Source organism: Ruegeria sp. AE4, assembly GCF_056542185.1.
The window spans coordinates 51832-67084 of record NZ_JBQFZK010000009.1 but is presented as its reverse complement, the minus strand read 5'-3'; the positions used below and the strand labels follow the sequence as shown (position 1 = coordinate 67084).

The window sequence follows — 15253 nt, the reverse complement described above, 5'->3', positions numbered from 1 at the left end:
ATTGTAATGCTGCTCCGAAATGGCCTTCGGATCTAATTGGTGTTTTAACGGGCGCAGACGGATTGTTGTTCCTGCCCTGGTGTGGCATCCGGTTTTGTCACCGTATGTTGGCCCTCGCAGGCGATCTTTTTGGACCCGACGGAGCCCGGTTAAAGAATCGTCCACAAGCGATATTACCCCGTTCAACCTGCGCCCGAAGGTTTCCAATTGGAGATCAGTGTAGCAAGCGGTGCCGTACTGTTGCAAAATTGCTGGACTGTCAGTGACTATGTCCTTTCTGTCTTTGCAGGTGATTTTCCAGCGCAGCCTGCCTCAGGTTTCCTTCTTCGCGCGACGACACTGTAAATATTGGGTGTTTCAAGCCGTTTGAGATTGGGTCCAGGTCAAAACCCGGTTGTTCCAACAACACGACGTGTCCCGCACGCCCCAGTTGATTCCTGCCGCGTTCTATACAGCGTCTTCCAATTGAATTAACTTCTCATTAACCGGCGATTTGCGGTCGGTTCTGGGGATGTCTCTGCGAAGATGGGGCAAGGATGACGCTGCTTGGGATGCGATTTTAACCCCAGGCACTCTGGTGTTTGGCACCCACGCGGTGCTGTAGGAGGTAATATGGTTTGGTCCGCAATTACGAGGCTGTCGTGCCTGGGTCTTTTGGTTTCCGCGCTTTTGATGGGAAGCGTCAAAGAGGGTCTGGCGTTTGGCAACCCTTCGTTTCCGTCCCAGACAGTCGCAACACCCAACGGCGGGCAGATTTTCTTTTCTAATCTACAAGGCACTGCGACAGCGTTCATGTCGTTGGGCGGCTCGGGAGAAGGCCCGGGAGGATCGTTCTATTTCAACAATGGTGTTTTGACTCAACCTGCTATTACGCCAGCAGGATTGGCCAATCTTGGATATATTGGCGCGACTATACTCAGCCAGAACGGAGCGGACTCAACTTACGCCGCTGATGGCTATCTTGGGGTCATGTTCACCGCGCGCGAAACCGTGGGAGGGCCGCTTTACCTTTATGAGATCGCGCTGTCGGGTGTCACGAATACCCAGATTATCAACACGCGGACGCTGGCCGACACGACGCAGCCGACTGCCTCAATCGGTGCACTGACAACAATCGGCAACGGAACGTTCCAAGCGGTGATCACACTTAGTGAACCCAGCACAGATTTCACGGTGGGCGACTTGTCGGTCACCAATGCGTCCGCCACCCTGACTGGGTCCGGATCCAATTATGTCGCAACGCTGACTGCGCAAAGTAACGGTACAATTGAGCTGTTTATTCCCGCAGGCGTTTTTTCGGATGCCGCCGGGAACCTGAACCTTGCGTCCAACAGGGTCAGCACACAACAGGGTGTAACGGACACACAGCGACTGGTGCAGGCCTTTCAGAACGCCCGGGCCAACAGCCTCGTGACCAATCAGCCAGAGCTGACGCAGTTTCTTCAGCAATCAGGATCAGGTGCGCTGGACTCGTCGGTGACGCAGGGATCGGGGTATCTGAAATTTGCAAGTGATCCAACCCAACCGGTCTGGTTCAATCTGTCCGGGAACTGGAGCTCGCAAAACGATTACGACAGTTCTTATGCCTTGGCCGTGGTGGGGGCGCATGGCTGGGTGAACTCGAACCTTCTGATCGGCGCCATGCTGCAGATCGATTATGCCGAAACCGAAAACGGCCCGGCCAGCGTGGATGGCACAGGGTGGCTGGTCGGACCTTATGTCGTCGCCAAACTGCCCAACCAGCCAGTGTTTTTCGAAGGGCGTGTTCTGTACGGTCAGGCTGATAACGACATTTCTCCACTGGGCACCTATACCGACAGTTTCGATAGTGAACGCTGGCTGATCCAGTCGCGCGTAACCGGAGAGTTCAAGCGCGGTGACCTGACGCTTATGCCGTTGCTGGATGTTAGCTATGCCAGCGACGATCAGGAGGCTTATACCGATAGTCTGGGCAACCTGATCCCACACCAGGATTTCAGCCTGACCACTGCACGGCTGGGTATGGATTTCAGTCACCCAATCCAGGTGTCGCGCGGTCAGATGATGCTGACCGGTGGTCTGTCTGGTATTTGGAGCACAACATCCGGCACAGGCACTGTTCCTGGCTTGACACCCATTGGCGACACCGCCCGCGCCCGTGCCGATCTGGGATTTGATTACCGGCTGGAGAACAACAGCCTTCTGGCCGCAAACCTGTTCTATGATGGTATCGGCGAAAGCGGTTTTGAAAACTACAGTGTCAGCCTGATCTGGCAAATGGCATTCTGAATCAGCCGTGCGCCCCTTTGGTGGGCCTTCAGGTCTTTGCCTTATTTTGAAGCAAAATGTCGAGCGGTACGATCTCAAGCGCGCGTTGATGTGTCGCCTCCAGATGAACCTGTGGCGCACATCCTTCGTCATGAGCTTGCAAAAACCGGCTGGCGCATAAACACCAACTGTCGCCTGGGCGAAGGCCGGGAAAGTCGAATTCGGGCCGCGCCGTGCTCAGATCATTGCCGACATATTTTGAGAATGCCAGAAACTCGGCCGTCATCACGGCGCAGACGGTATGACTGCCCTGATCCTCGGGGCAGGTATTGCACGCGCCATCCCGGAAAAACCCTGTCAAAGGGTCGCGAGAGCACGGGGCCAGAACGCCACCCAGTACATTGATACTTTCTTGTTTCTGCATAATGGCATCTTACAGACTTTCCGCAATCTTGCGGAACATTTCGATGTTAAGATCATTCACGCCGGGTTCACGGAATAGCCTGTCTGCACCAGTGGACACAATCAGAACGCCCCTGGGCTGGTTGAAATAGATGTATTGCCCATAGACGCCACGGGCCAGAAACTCTCCTTCATGCGCGCCGCGGGGAATCCACCATTGATACCCGTACCCGATCTCTCCTTGTGCGGTCGGTGCGCTGGGTTGGGTGGCTTCGAAAATCCATTCGGCAGGAACCAGTTGTTTTCCATTCGCGATGCCGTCCTGCAGGATCATTTGTCCGAACCGGGCGAAATCGCGCGTAGTAAAGTTGAGGCCCCCCAAAACAAAAGCGACCCCTGCACCATCAGTGATGTAGTATCCGTCCCGCTCCAGCCCCAACGGTTGAAGGATCTTTTCCGTCAGAAGATCTGCCACGTTCCGCCTGGTCGCACCGCGTATCACCATGCCCAGAACATGGGTGTCGATCGACACGTATTGCCAGGTTTCACCCGGCGTCGCAAAGCTGTCTTGCAGCGAGGCTGCAAAATCGTCCAGCTCACCGCCCAGGGCAACCACACGCCCCATCCGGTTGATGTCGGAATTTGGGTCGAGATAATCTTCATCAAACGTCACGCCGCTTGCCATGTTCAGCACGTTGCGGATCGACGCGGTTTCATACGCGCTGCCTTTCAGTTTGGGCGCATATTTGACGACCGGGTCATCCAACGACCCGATTGCGCCCTCTTGCAGCAGGACACCGAAAAGCGCCGAAAGATAGCTTTTGGCGACCGACCAGGAAATCCTCCGGTCATCCGGCCCGGTGCCAAGATAATATTCCTCGAATCTGATCTTGCCGTTCTGCATGACCAGCAACGACGTGACCGATCGTTCATCGATCCAGCTGTCGGTTCCTTCCGGCAAGTCGAATCCTTCGCCATAAGGCAGGTCCCAGGTTGGCGCGTCTCCGCGCGGCAGGTTTACGGTCAGAAAAGCCTCATCCATATGCGAGAAATTGTGAACGATCTTCTCTTCCGAAAATAACGAGTTTACGGCCAATAGGCGCTGCAACTCTTCGCGCTTCCACAGCCCGACGGCAGTGGCGGCCAGAACCAGCGCCAGTACGATGCGCAGCACCCACTTCAATATGGATTTCATCGCATTGCCTCCCTAGTTGGCCGGTATTGGAACGCGGGAGGTTGCATTCTGCAACCTCTACGTAACGGAAAGAGGCCGGGGTGCTACCTGAATTTGTCCAAAAGCTTCTGCATGGCAGACCGGTCGTCGCCCGCGGCGTCGGGTGCGGCTGTTGAAGCTGCGTCGGCTTTTGGTGCGGCGGTCTTTGATGATCGCGGCGGGGCAGTGCGCAATGCAACTGCATTCATGAACTTGCCGCCCTCGTCCTGAGCCAGATAAGCAGCCCCGTCCGAAACACCCCGAAGAACGTCGTCCAGCCAGCTGGTTTCGGATTTCGCAAAATCACTGAGCACGTACCCCGAAACCATTTCCTTGCGGCCCGGATGTCCGATCCCAAGGCGTACACGGTCATAGGCCGCCCCGATATGCTCATGGATCGAGCGCAGACCGTTATGCCCGGCGTGCCCGCCCCCTGCCTTGACGCGCAACTTGCCCGGGGCAAGGTCCAATTCGTCATGAAATACAACAACGTCGGTGGATTCGAGCTTGTAAAACCGCATCGCCTCACCCACGGATTGACCCGATCGGTTCATGTAGGTTTGCGGTTTCAACAGCAGGACTTTCTCGGTGCCAAGCCGACCTTCCGAAATCTCGGCCTGAAACTTCGATTTCCAGGGACCAAACCCGTGATTTTCTGCGATCCGGTCCAGGGCCATGAACCCGATATTGTGCCGGTTCCGGGCATATTTCTGGCCCGGGTTTCCCAATCCAACAAACAGCTTCATGTTTCCGTTTTGCCTCTGTAGCTCCAAAGCCATTTCATGCCCGGAAATCGTCAGGAAATCCAGTCAGGCCCGATTATTGGACCCGCAAAAAAAAACGGGGCTCACCCGAGCCCCGCTTCAAAGTCGGAAACACTGTTCCAGACTTATTCTTCTTCTTTTCCGACAACTTCGACTTCATCGGCTGCAACTTCACCATCTTCATCGTCGTCGCTGGTGGACAGACCAGTCGGCGCCGAGATGTTGGCAATCACAAAATCACGGTCGATGGTTGGTTTGGTGCCCTCAGGCAGTTCAACCGACGAAATGGTCACAACGTCATTGATGTTCAGACCGGTCAGATCAACGGTGATCTTTTCAGGAATGTCACCGGCGGTGCACATCAGTTCGACTTCCGGGCGGACAACGGTCAGAACGCCACCCTTTTTGATGCCAGGGGCCGCACCTTCATTGATGAACTCAACGGGGATGAACAACGCGATCTTGGTGGTCCGGCGCAGGCGCATCAAGTCCAGATGGGTCGGCAGGTCTTTGACGACATCACGCTGAACGTCGCGGCAGATGACGCGGACGTCATCGTGGCCTTCAACTTTCAGGTTCCACAAGGTCGACTTGAACCGGCCCGCTTTCAGGCGCTTGAACAAGACGTTGAACGGGATCTGGATTGGCAACGGTTCTTTGTCGCCACCAAATACGATGCCCGGAACCATGCCGTCGCGGCGTGCTTGACGAGCGGCGCCCTTGCCTGTCCCCGTCCGTTCCAGAGCTACGAGATCAGGAATCTCACCAGCCATGATATATTCTCCAATGTTAGGGCGGGCATCCTCCAAGGCTGTATACCCGCGTGAAGCCGCGTCCTTAGCTTGATTCACCCGATTTGGAAAGAGGTATTTCTTGCCGTGCCGTTCGGCTGGGTTCTATCGCCTGTCCTGGAGTATTATCGGGTGGACGATTGAAGGATCCCCAGCTTCATCTGGCCAAAAATATCCCGGGGGAGGCGCCCGGAACGGGCGTCGGGGGCAGAGCCCCCTGATTGACCGGTTACGCTTGCCAGCGACCCCCGAAGTTTTCAGGTATCAGCAGATTGTGACGCCCCAACGCAGCCACATTTTTCTCACCACAAAGCGCCATTGTCGTATCAAGCTCCCTCTGGATCAGCTCAAGCGCCGTGGTGACACCTTTCTGACCCATGGCACCCAGACCATACACAAACGCGCGGCCAACATAGGTCCCTTTGGCCCCAAGCGCTAAGGCTTTGAGCACGTCTTGTCCGGATCGGATACCGCTGTCCAAATGCACCTCGATATCGCCCCCAACCGCATCCATGATCTCGGGCAGGACACGAATCGAGCTTAGCGCGCCGTCAAGCTGACGCCCACCATGGTTTGACACGACAATGGCATCGGCACCCAGCTTGGCGGCCATCCTTGCGTCATCCGCATCAAGGATGCCCTTAAGGATCACTTTCCCGCCCCATTGCTCCATCAGTTTTTCAACCTTCGACCAGTCGAGGCTGGGGTCAAACTGTTCTGCGGTCCAGGCCCCCAATGAAGACGCGTCCGAAATACCATGCACATGCCCCACGATATTGCCGAACTCGCGCCGCTGGGCCCGCAGCATTTCAATGCCCCAGGCCCATTTGGTCATCAGGTTGGCGATGGTTTTTGCGGTCAGTTTGGGCGGGGCCGACAGACCGTTTTTCAGGTCCTTGTGCCGTTGGCCCAGAATTTGCAGGTCGAGCGTGATTACCAGTGCGGAACATTTGGCGTCTTTTGCTCGCTGGATCAGGCGGTTGATGTAGTCCGTGTCCTTCATCGTATAAAGCTGGAACCAGAATGGTTTGTTGGTATATCCGGCCACATCTTCGATAGAGTTGATGGACATGGTGGACAGCGTAAAGGGCACACCAAATTCCTCGGCGGCTTTGGCGGCCTTCATCTCTCCGTCTGCATGTTGCATCCCCGTCAACCCGACCGGGGCAAGCGCAACAGGCATTGAAACGTCTTCGCCAATCATTTGCGAAGTTGTCGACCGACCGGACATGTCGACCGCAACCCTTTGGCGCAGGCGAATTTTTTCGAAGTCGGTGCTGTTGTCGCGAAAGGTCTGTTCTGTCCAGCTGCCGCTTTCGGCGTAGTCATAGAACATACGAGGCACGCGGCGTTCATATATGCGTTTGAGGTCTTCGATATTGGTGATCACAGGCATGAAAACAGGGCTCCGCTCACTTTGGTTAGTTTTCCTTACCAATTCATTCCCAAGGCTGCAATGTCTTGACGTCACAGTGAAGGGTCACAAAAAACCCGCCGCGGTATCCGCGACGGGTCATCATTCTCGCATGTTGGCTGCGAAATCAGGCGCTGTGCGCGCCATCCGAAAGAGATTTCACAAAGGTCAGCACGTCGGCCACAGGTTTACCTGCGCCGATCTGGCTGACGATCGCTGACCCGACCACCGCGCCATCCGACACCGAGGCAATATTGCGCGATTTCTCAGGCGTGTTGATCCCGAACCCCACGATCACCGGCAGATCGGTCGCGGCCTTGATGCGGGCAACCTCGGGGCCAACATCGGTTGCTTCTGCCTCGGCTGCGCCAGTGATCCCGGTGATCGAGACATAATAAACAAAGCCAGAAGTGTTTTGCAGAACACGTGGCAGGCGTTTGTCATCCGTAGTCGGGGTCGCCAGGCGAATAAAATTCAGACCTGCCGCTTGCGCGGGCAGGCAGAGTTCTGCGTCCTCCTCGGGGGGAAGGTCCACCACGATCAAACCGTCAATCCCTGCCGCTTTTGCATCGGCCAGAAACGCGTCAACACCCCGGCTGTAGATTGGGTTGTAATACCCCATCAGGACAATGGGGGTTGTATCGTCCGTTTCCCGAAACGTTCGTGCCAGATCCAATGTGCGTTGCAAGGTCATGCCCCGCTCAAGCGCACGTTGGCCTGCGGCCTGAATAGTAGGGCCGTCGGCCATCGGGTCGGTAAAGGGCAGGCCCAGCTCGATAACATCCACGCCAGCACCAGGCAGGCCTTTGACCACTTCAAGCGAAGTGTCATAGTCGGGATCCCCGGCCATGACATAGGCGACAAAGGCCTTCTTGCCTTCAGCTTTCAGGGCGGCGAACTTGGCGTCGATACGGGTCATCGGATGTCCTTGCACTCGGGTTTCGACCTGATGTGCAGAAACTTTGACCGAAAATCAATCCCGCCCGGACAGGAATGGATCAGAAGCCCAGATGATAGCGTACCAGCAGGGCATTCACGCCCGGGTTCTCGTCATTTGTGCTGGCGTTGGATTTATGGGTAAGTGCGACAGACACGCTATTGCCATTGTTCAGGTTATAGCCAAGTCCCAAAAGGCTGCGAATCTGGAAATCGCCCCCCAAATCATTCAGGTCGTTGCTGGCGTTATAATACCCAGGCATCACGCTGCCTTCCACGAACCAGCGATCGCTTAGCGCATACTGCCCGATCAGGCCCGCGCCGATATGCGTGTCCCCATCCTCATCTACGGTTAGGGCCGCGCCCAAACCGGCGCGAAACCGCGTGGCCTGATGAAATGGCGTGTGGTGGTATTCGATCGAGATCAGACCCTGATCTTCAGATGTGTCTTCAGAATAGTCCGCGTATCCGGCACCAAAAACAACGGTCTGGGCTTGGGCTGACGCGCAGGCCGTTGCCGCCAGTACGGTTGCAAGAAAAAAGTGTTTCATCTGTGTCCGCCAACAAAAAGTGATCGTGCGCTATTAACTGGTATTCGTAGCCGTCGTTTTTCAATTTCGGCAAGAACACGTTTTCCAAACAATTTTGTGATGTGGCGAAATGGACTCGGCAAAGGTGCCGCCAGCAATCCCTTGCGCAATCAGGCGGACCTGCATAGAAGCTGCGATCGTATTCTATGCAGGAGGCCGTGATGGGCTTTAAAATGGGAATCGTGGGTCTGCCGAATGTCGGCAAGTCGACCCTGTTCAATGCGCTGACCAAAACCGCAGCTGCGCAGGCCGCGAACTTCCCGTTCTGCACCATCGAGCCAAATGTCGGGGATGTTGCGGTTCCCGACGCCCGCCTCGACAAGTTGGCGGCGATTGCATCCTCAAAACAGATCATCCCAACGCGGATGACTTTTGTGGATATCGCGGGTCTGGTAAAAGGCGCGTCAAAGGGCGAAGGGCTGGGCAACCAGTTTCTGGCGAACATTCGCGAAACGGATGCGATTGCCCATGTGCTGCGCTGTTTCGAAGACGGCGACGTGACACATGTAGACGGGCGCGTTGATCCGGTTGCGGACGCTGACACGATCGAAACCGAGTTGATGCTGGCCGATTTGGAAAGCATCGAAAAGCGTCGGGCCAATCTGGTGCGCAAGCTGAAGGGCAACGACAAAGAAGCGCAGCAGCAGGATCGCCTGCTGGCCCAGGCGCAGGCCATGCTGGAAAGCGGCAAGCCCGCACGTCTGGTCGACGTCAGCGACGAAGACGCCAAGGCGTGGACGATGTTGCAACTTCTGACCACCAAACCGGTTCTGTACGTCTGCAACGTGTCCGAGGAAGACGCCGCAAAAGGCAACGAATTCTCTGCCCGCGTGGCCGGTATGGCTGCTGCTCAGGGCAATGCCCATGTGATTATCAGCGCCAAGATCGAAGAAGAAATCAGCCTGCTGGATGAGGGCGAAGCCCAGATGTTCCTTGAGGAAATGGGACTGGAAGAGCCCGGCCTGGACCGTCTGATCCGCGCCGGTTACGATCTGCTAAAGCTGGAAACCTATTTCACCGTCGGCCCGAAAGAGGCCCGCGCCTGGACCATCCGCACCGGCACCGCTGCACCGCAAGCAGCAGGTGTGATCCATGGCGATTTCGAAAAGGGCTTCATCCGCGCCGAGACCATCGCCTATGACGACTATGTCGCTGCCAATGGCGAACACGGCGCGAAAGAGGCGGGTAAGATGCGGGCAGAGGGTAAAGGCTATATCGTCAAGGACGGCGATGTGATGCACTTTTTGTTTAATACCTGATCAATTGGGCTGTTCCTGTCGGGTGAGCGGGGTATCCTGCCCTATCCGCAGCATTGGAGCTTTCCTTGATCGAAATCCGCGACCTGCAACTGCTCAGCGCTTTGGCGCGGCATCGGCATTTTGCCAAGGCGGCCGAGGAGTGCGGGATTTCACAGCCTGCGTTTTCTATGCGCATCCGCAATCTTGAGGATCGATTGGGTGTCTCAATCGTCCGTCGCGCCAACCGCTTTCAAGGGCTGACCGAAGAGGGCGAGATGATTGTCCAGCGGGCGCGGCGCATTCTGGACGACACCAAGGCGCTGGAACAGCAGGTGCTTGCTGCCAAGGGCGAGATTACGGGTACACTGATCCTCGGCGTGATCCCGACCGCAATCGCCTTCACGGGACGGTTGGTCAAAAGGCTGCGTGACGCGCATCCTCGTATCGTCACACGCATTGAAACCATGTCTGCCACCGCAATTCAGCACCGGCTGGACGAAGGCAGCCTTGATGCCGGGGTGACTTATGGTGACAGCATTGGCACGGACTTCCGGCAGGTTCAGCCTCTTTACGAGGAAACCTATGTGTTGTTGGTGCCCACGAATCTGACGGACCAAAGCGGCCCGATTCCGTGGGCGCAGGTCGCAGAATTTCCGCTCAGCCTTTTGGAGCCGCAGATGCAGAACCGGCGTATTCTGGACCGGGTGTTTGCCGAACAGGGGCTGCACCCCGATATCGTTGCCGAAACCAGCGGTTTCACGGCTTCGATGGTCATGGTGCGGGAGGGGCTGGCGGCGACGGTTGTTCCTCGGGTTCTGGTACGTGCGCTGGGCGATTTGAAGGGAACGAAAGTGTTGCCGCTGATCGAACCTGTTGTCAGCAAACCGATTTGTCTGGCGACCCTCAGCCGCGACCCCGAGTTGCCGACGGTCAAGGCTTTGCGGGATGTGGTGACCTCTTTGCGGTGATAAGGTGTCGTTATCGTGCGATTGCCAAAAGCGATTTGACGATATGTTTGCCTGATGAGAGACGGAACCTCAATCGGAGGGCATCATGGCACCATTAGATACCAAGCCATCAGGCACACCCAAGGGCGTCTGGAAGTCAGGTAAAGGCAAGGGGCGGCACACACCCAAAGGCCGTCAGTTCACGGATGAGGCGCAGGCTGAAATCACACGCCTGCTGGGCGATCGTCCGCGCCGCCGCGATCTGTTGATCGAATTCCTGCATTTGATTCAGGACGAACACGGTCATATCAGCGCCGACCATATCGCGGCATTGGCCGTCGAGATGCGGATCGGTCAGGCCGAGATCTACGAAACCGCGACTTTCTATGCCCATTTTGATGTGGTGAAAGAAGGTGAGACGCCACCTCCGGCGTTGACCATCCGGGTTTGTGATTCCCTCTCCTGCGAAATGGCTGGTGCCCAGCAGTTGCAGAAGGCGCTGGAAGATGGTTTGGACCCTGCCGAAGTTCGCGTTGTTCGCGCGCCCTGCATGGGGCGTTGCGATACCGCTCCGGTATTGGAGATTGGCCACAACCATATTGACCATGCGACCCCAGAAAAGGTCCAGGCTGCGATTGCTGCCGATGACACCCACGCACATCTGCCTGACTACGAAACCTTCGCGGCCTATGAGGCCGAAGGCGGTTACGCCAAGCTTAAAGAGCTGCGCGACGGCGGTGATTGGGAACAGGTGCAAGAAGACGTCCTGTCCTCGGGCCTGCGTGGTCTGGGCGGCGCTGGCTTCCCGTCGGGTAAGAAATGGGGCTTTGTTCGTATGAACGAAGGTCCGCGCTATCTGGCGGTAAACGGCGACGAGGGTGAGCCCGGCACGTTCAAAGACCGCTATTATCTGGAGCGCACGCCGCATGTCTTCCTCGAAGGTATGCTGATCGCCGCCTGGGCAGTCGAGGCCGAGACCTGCTTCATCTACATGCGCGACGAATACCCGGCAGTGCTGGAAATTCTGCGCCGTGAGATTGCGGCATTGGAAAATGCCGGTATCGTCGCAAAGGGTTACATCGACCTGCGCCGGGGAGCCGGTGCCTATATCTGCGGTGAAGAATCCGCGATGATCGAATCGATCGAGGGCAAGAAGGGCCTGCCGCGCCACCGTCCTCCGTTCGTGGCGCAGGTTGGGGTCTTTAACCGTCCGACCTTGGTGCACAATGTCGAGACGCTGTATTGGGTCTCAAAAATCTGCCGCGAAGGGCCGCAGATTCTGAACTCTGTTGAAAAGAACGGCCGCAAGGGCCTGCGCAGCTATTCGGTCTCGGGGCGTGTGGCGAAGCCGGGCGTTTACCTGCTGCCCGCAGGTTCGACCATTCTTGATGTGATTGATGCCGCCGGCGGCATGGCTGATGGCCATGTGTTCAAGGCGTATCAACCGGGCGGGCCGTCGTCTGGTCTTCTCCCCTCGAGCATTGACGACGTCCCGCTCGACTTCGACACGCTTCAGCCGCTTGGCACTTTCATCGGGTCGGCCGCCGTTGTGGTTCTGTCCGATCAGGACACCGCCCGCGATGCAGCGATTAACATGCTGCGGTTCTTCGAGGATGAAAGCTGTGGCCAGTGCACACCTTGCCGGGCAGGTTGCGAAAAGGCGGTAAAGCTGATGCAGGCCGACAAGTGGGATACCGATCTGTTGGAAGATCTGTGTCAGGTCATGGGCGATGCCTCGATCTGCGGTCTGGGGCAGGCGGCCCCGAATCCGATCCGCCTGGTCATGAAACATTTCGCTGACGAAATCTGAAGGGAGACAGAGCCATGCTTGACGCAAGCCCAACCAAGACCGTCACCTTCAACCTGAACGGCGATGACGTCACCGTGCCCGCGGGCACCACGATCTGGGAAGCGGCCAATGGCCGGGGCCTGGTGATCCCGCATCTATGCCACAAGCCTGCACCGGGATACCGCCCCGATGGCAACTGTCGCGCCTGCATGGTCGAGGTGGAGGGCGAGCGCACCCTGGTCGCCTCGTGCATCCGCCCGGCGGCCGATGGGATGGTGGTCAAGACCGACACCGACCGCGCCGAAAAATCGCGCGCCATGGTGATGGAACTACTGGTGGCCGATCAGCCCGAGCAGCCGCATGACGTATCCAGCCATTTCTGGGATATGGCCAAGCTGAACGATGTCAGCGACAGCCGTTTTCCTGCGAAAGAGGCCGAGAATATCCCGCTTTTGGATGACAGCCATGTGGCGATGCGTGTCAATCTGGATGCGTGTATCAACTGCACCCTTTGTGTTCGGGCCTGCCGCGAAGTGCAGGTGAATGACGTGATTGGCATGGCTGGTCGCGGTCATACCGCGCAGGTGGTGTTCGACCAGAATGACCCGATGGGTACCTCCTCCTGTGTTGCTTGCGGTGAATGTGTTCAGGCCTGCCCCACCGGTGCGCTGATGCCTGCCACCGTGCTGGACGATCAGCAGCAGGGGGACAGCAAGGATTATGATAGCGAAACCGAAAGCGTCTGCCCGTTCTGCGGTGTGGGCTGCAAAGTGTCGCTGAAGGTCAAGGACGGCAAGGTGAAGTATGTCGAGGGCATCAACGGCCCCGCAAACGAAGGTCGTTTGTGCGTCAAAGGTCGCTTTGGCTTTGACTACATCCACCACCCGCACCGCCTGACCAAACCTTTGATCCGGCGCGAGGATGCGCCCGCCAAGGGGCTGAACGTTGATCCGGGCAACCTGTCGACCCATTTCCGCGAGACGACCTGGGAAGAGGCGATGGATCTGGCCGCGACCAAGCTGATGGCCCTGCGCGCCGAAGACCCACGTTCGGTTGCGGGCTTCGGTTCGGCCAAGTGTACCAACGAAGAGGCGTACCTGTTCCAGAAGTTCATCCGTCAGGGCTTCAAGCACAACAACGTCGATCACTGCACCCGTCTGTGCCACGCTTCATCCGTTGCGGCGCTGATCGAGAATGTGGGTTCGGGCGCGGTGACGGCGACCTTTAACGAGATCGAAAACGCCGATGTGGCGATCATCATCGGTTCGAACCCGATCGAGAACCACCCTGTCGCGGCGACCTATTTCAAGCAGTTCGCCAAGCGTGGCGGCAAACTGATCGTTATGGACCCCCGTGGCGTTGGTATGCGCAAGTTCGCGGATGAAATGCTGCAGTTCCGTCCAGGGGCCGATGTCTCGATGCTCAACGCGATCATGAACGTGATCGTTGAGGAAGAGTTGTATGACAGCCAGTACATCCACCGCTGGACCGAGAACTGGGAGGCCGAGAAAGAACACCTGCGCGCCTTCACGCCCGAAGCGATGGCACCGATCTGTGGTATTGAACCGGATCAGCTGCGCCGTGTCGCGCGTACCTTTGCGCAGGCCAAAGCTGGCCTGATCTTCTGGGGCATGGGCGTCAGCCAGCACATCCACGGCACCGACAACTCGCGCTGCCTGATTTCGCTGGCTCTGATGACGGGCAATGTCGGTAAACCCGGCGCTGGGCTGCACCCGCTGCGGGGGCAAAACAACGTGCAGGGCGCATCGGATGCGGGCCTGATCCCGATGTTCCTGCCGGACTATCAGTCGGTGACTGACGACGGCGTTCGCGCCAGATTCAATGATGTCTGGCATTCGGATGACTTCTCGAACGAGAAGGGTCTGACGGTGACCGAAATCATCGATCAGGCCTATGCGGGCAACATCAAGGGCATGTATATTCAGGGTGAAAACCCGGCCATGTCCGACCCGGATGTGAACCACGCCCGCGCGGCGCTGGCCAAACTGGATCTGATGATCGTGCAGGACATCTTCCTGACCGAGACGGCGAACTATGCCGATATCATCCTGCCTGCCTCGGCGCTCTATGAAAAGAACGGCACGGTGTCGAACACCAACCGTCAGGTACAGCGTGTACGGCCTGCCGTTACCCCCCCGGGAGAAGCGCGCGAAGATTGGAAGATCACGGTCGAGCTGGCACAGCGCATCGGGCTGAACTGGGATTACACCGATGTCTCTCAGGTCTTTGCCGAGATGAAACTGACCATGGCATCGCTTGACAACATCACGTGGGAGCGTCTGGAGACCGAGACGATTACCTACCCGTCGCTCAGCGAAACCGACCCGGGTCAGGCCATCGTGTTCGGGGATGGTTTCCCCCGCTCGGGCGGTAAGGCGAAGTTCACCCCCGCCAGCGTCATTCCGCCGGATGAGGCCCCGGACGAGGAATACCCGATGATCGCCACCACTGGCCGTCAGCTGGAACATTGGCACACCGGCTCAATGACCCGCCGGTCCAATGTTCTGGACGCGGTTGAGCCCGAGGCGAACTGTTCGATGAATCCACGTACGCTCAAGCTGATGGGCATCGAGCCGGGCGACATGATCCGCCTGACCACACGCCGTGGTTCGATTGAGATCATGGTCCGCGCGGACCGGGCGATTGCCGAGGATATGGTGTTCATCCCGTTTGCCTATGTTGAGGCGGCGGCGAACATCCTGACAAACTCAGCCATCGACCCTTATGGCAAAATCCCCGAGTTCAAATTCTCGGCCATTCGCGTCGAGAAGATCGAAGGCGCAGTTGCGGCTGAGTGAACCCAATACATATCAAGCAAAGAAGGCGGCCAGACGGGTCGCCTTTTTCTTTTCTTGACAGGCGCTTGCGCTCGACCAACCCTGTCGTAGATGTTGGTGGAGG

At 57.3% G+C, this 15253-nt stretch carries 12 protein-coding genes; 5 read left to right on the top strand and 7 right to left on the bottom strand.

The genetic code is table 11. From position 1 onward, the window contains the following. Positions 1–612 precede the first annotated feature (612 nt). Positions 613–2268, top strand: a complete 1656-nt coding sequence (locus ACR0EK_RS12495; RefSeq protein ID WP_480900146.1) for an Ig-like domain-containing protein — start codon at positions 613–615, stop codon at positions 2266–2268. 28 nt (positions 2269–2296) lie between these two features. On the opposite strand, the gene ACR0EK_RS12490 is transcribed toward ACR0EK_RS12495, so the two are convergent. From ACR0EK_RS12490 to ACR0EK_RS12460, 7 genes are all read right to left on the bottom strand, one after another. Further along, positions 2297–2671 (bottom strand): DUF2237 family protein, encoded by a 375-nt coding sequence (locus ACR0EK_RS12490; protein WP_209505410.1) that lies wholly within the window; start codon positions 2669–2671, stop codon positions 2297–2299. 9 nt (positions 2672–2680) lie between these two features. Further along, positions 2681–3844 carry a serine hydrolase domain-containing protein gene (locus ACR0EK_RS12485; protein ID WP_480774047.1) on the bottom strand — a complete coding sequence of 388 codons (1164 nt, stop codon included), beginning with the start codon at positions 3842–3844 and terminating at the stop codon, positions 2681–2683. Between the two features lie 83 nt (positions 3845–3927). Then, positions 3928–4608: an aminoacyl-tRNA hydrolase gene (gene pth / locus ACR0EK_RS12480; protein WP_480507078.1), complete on the bottom strand. Its 681-nt coding sequence runs from the start codon at positions 4606–4608 to the stop codon at positions 3928–3930. A 143-nt stretch (positions 4609–4751) separates the two neighbouring features. After that, positions 4752–5399, bottom strand: coding sequence for a 50S ribosomal protein L25/general stress protein Ctc (locus ACR0EK_RS12475; RefSeq protein WP_267366092.1), 648 nt, complete (start codon positions 5397–5399; stop codon positions 4752–4754). Between the two features lie 247 nt (positions 5400–5646). Continuing rightward, positions 5647–6813 (bottom strand): alpha-hydroxy acid oxidase, encoded by a 1167-nt coding sequence (locus ACR0EK_RS12470; RefSeq protein ID WP_480967846.1) that lies wholly within the window; start codon positions 6811–6813, stop codon positions 5647–5649. A gap of 145 nt (positions 6814–6958) precedes the next feature. After that, positions 6959–7750, bottom strand: a complete 792-nt coding sequence (trpA, locus tag ACR0EK_RS12465) for a tryptophan synthase subunit alpha (protein WP_480518752.1) — start codon at positions 7748–7750, stop codon at positions 6959–6961. A 79-nt stretch (positions 7751–7829) separates the two neighbouring features. Further along, positions 7830–8318 carry an acyloxyacyl hydrolase gene (locus tag ACR0EK_RS12460; RefSeq protein WP_480518754.1) on the bottom strand — a complete coding sequence of 163 codons (489 nt, stop codon included), beginning with the start codon at positions 8316–8318 and terminating at the stop codon, positions 7830–7832. A 200-nt stretch (positions 8319–8518) separates the two neighbouring features. Here ACR0EK_RS12460 and ychF point away from each other — a divergent pair, with 200 nt between their 5' ends. The 4 genes from ychF to fdhF all read left to right on the top strand — a co-directional run bounded on the left by ychF (position 8519) and on the right by fdhF (position 15150). Continuing rightward, positions 8519–9616, top strand: a complete 1098-nt coding sequence (ychF, locus tag ACR0EK_RS12455; RefSeq protein WP_480967845.1) for a redox-regulated ATPase YchF — start codon at positions 8519–8521, stop codon at positions 9614–9616. Positions 9617–9681: 65 nt separating this feature from the next. Then, on the top strand, positions 9682–10563 hold the full coding sequence (locus tag ACR0EK_RS12450) for a LysR family transcriptional regulator (protein WP_480538605.1): 882 nt from the start codon (positions 9682–9684) through the stop codon (positions 10561–10563). A gap of 85 nt (positions 10564–10648) precedes the next feature. Beyond that, positions 10649–12352, top strand: coding sequence for an NAD(P)H-dependent oxidoreductase subunit E (locus ACR0EK_RS12445; RefSeq protein WP_480900141.1), 1704 nt, complete (start codon positions 10649–10651; stop codon positions 12350–12352). Between the two features lie 14 nt (positions 12353–12366). After that, positions 12367–15150, top strand: a complete 2784-nt coding sequence (gene fdhF, locus ACR0EK_RS12440) for a formate dehydrogenase subunit alpha (protein ID WP_480900140.1) — start codon at positions 12367–12369, stop codon at positions 15148–15150. Positions 15151–15253: the final 103 nt, after the last annotated feature.

What these genes read in the sequence shown, in the direction of transcription:
- ACR0EK_RS12495 (WP_480900146.1), top strand. Translation starts at nt 613, where the DNA reads ATGGTTTGGTCCGCAATTACGAGGCTGTCGTGCCTGGGTCTTTTGGTT.
- ychF (WP_480967845.1), top strand. Translation starts at nt 8,519, where the DNA reads ATGGGCTTTAAAATGGGAATCGTGGGTCTGCCGAATGTCGGCAAGTCG.
- ACR0EK_RS12460 (WP_480518754.1), bottom strand. Translation starts at nt 8,318, where the DNA reads ATGAAACACTTTTTTCTTGCAACCGTACTGGCGGCAACGGCCTGCGCG.
- ACR0EK_RS12485 (WP_480774047.1), bottom strand. Translation starts at nt 3,844, where the DNA reads ATGAAATCCATATTGAAGTGGGTGCTGCGCATCGTACTGGCGCTGGTT.
- fdhF (WP_480900140.1), top strand. Translation starts at nt 12,367, where the DNA reads ATGCTTGACGCAAGCCCAACCAAGACCGTCACCTTCAACCTGAACGGC.
- trpA (WP_480518752.1), bottom strand. Translation starts at nt 7,750, where the DNA reads ATGACCCGTATCGACGCCAAGTTCGCCGCCCTGAAAGCTGAAGGCAAG.
- pth (WP_480507078.1), bottom strand. Translation starts at nt 4,608, where the DNA reads ATGAAGCTGTTTGTTGGATTGGGAAACCCGGGCCAGAAATATGCCCGG.
- ACR0EK_RS12445 (WP_480900141.1), top strand. Translation starts at nt 10,649, where the DNA reads ATGGCACCATTAGATACCAAGCCATCAGGCACACCCAAGGGCGTCTGG.
- ACR0EK_RS12470 (WP_480967846.1), bottom strand. Translation starts at nt 6,813, where the DNA reads ATGCCTGTGATCACCAATATCGAAGACCTCAAACGCATATATGAACGC.
- ACR0EK_RS12490 (WP_209505410.1), bottom strand. Translation starts at nt 2,671, where the DNA reads ATGCAGAAACAAGAAAGTATCAATGTACTGGGTGGCGTTCTGGCCCCG.
- ACR0EK_RS12475 (WP_267366092.1), bottom strand. Translation starts at nt 5,399, where the DNA reads ATGGCTGGTGAGATTCCTGATCTCGTAGCTCTGGAACGGACGGGGACA.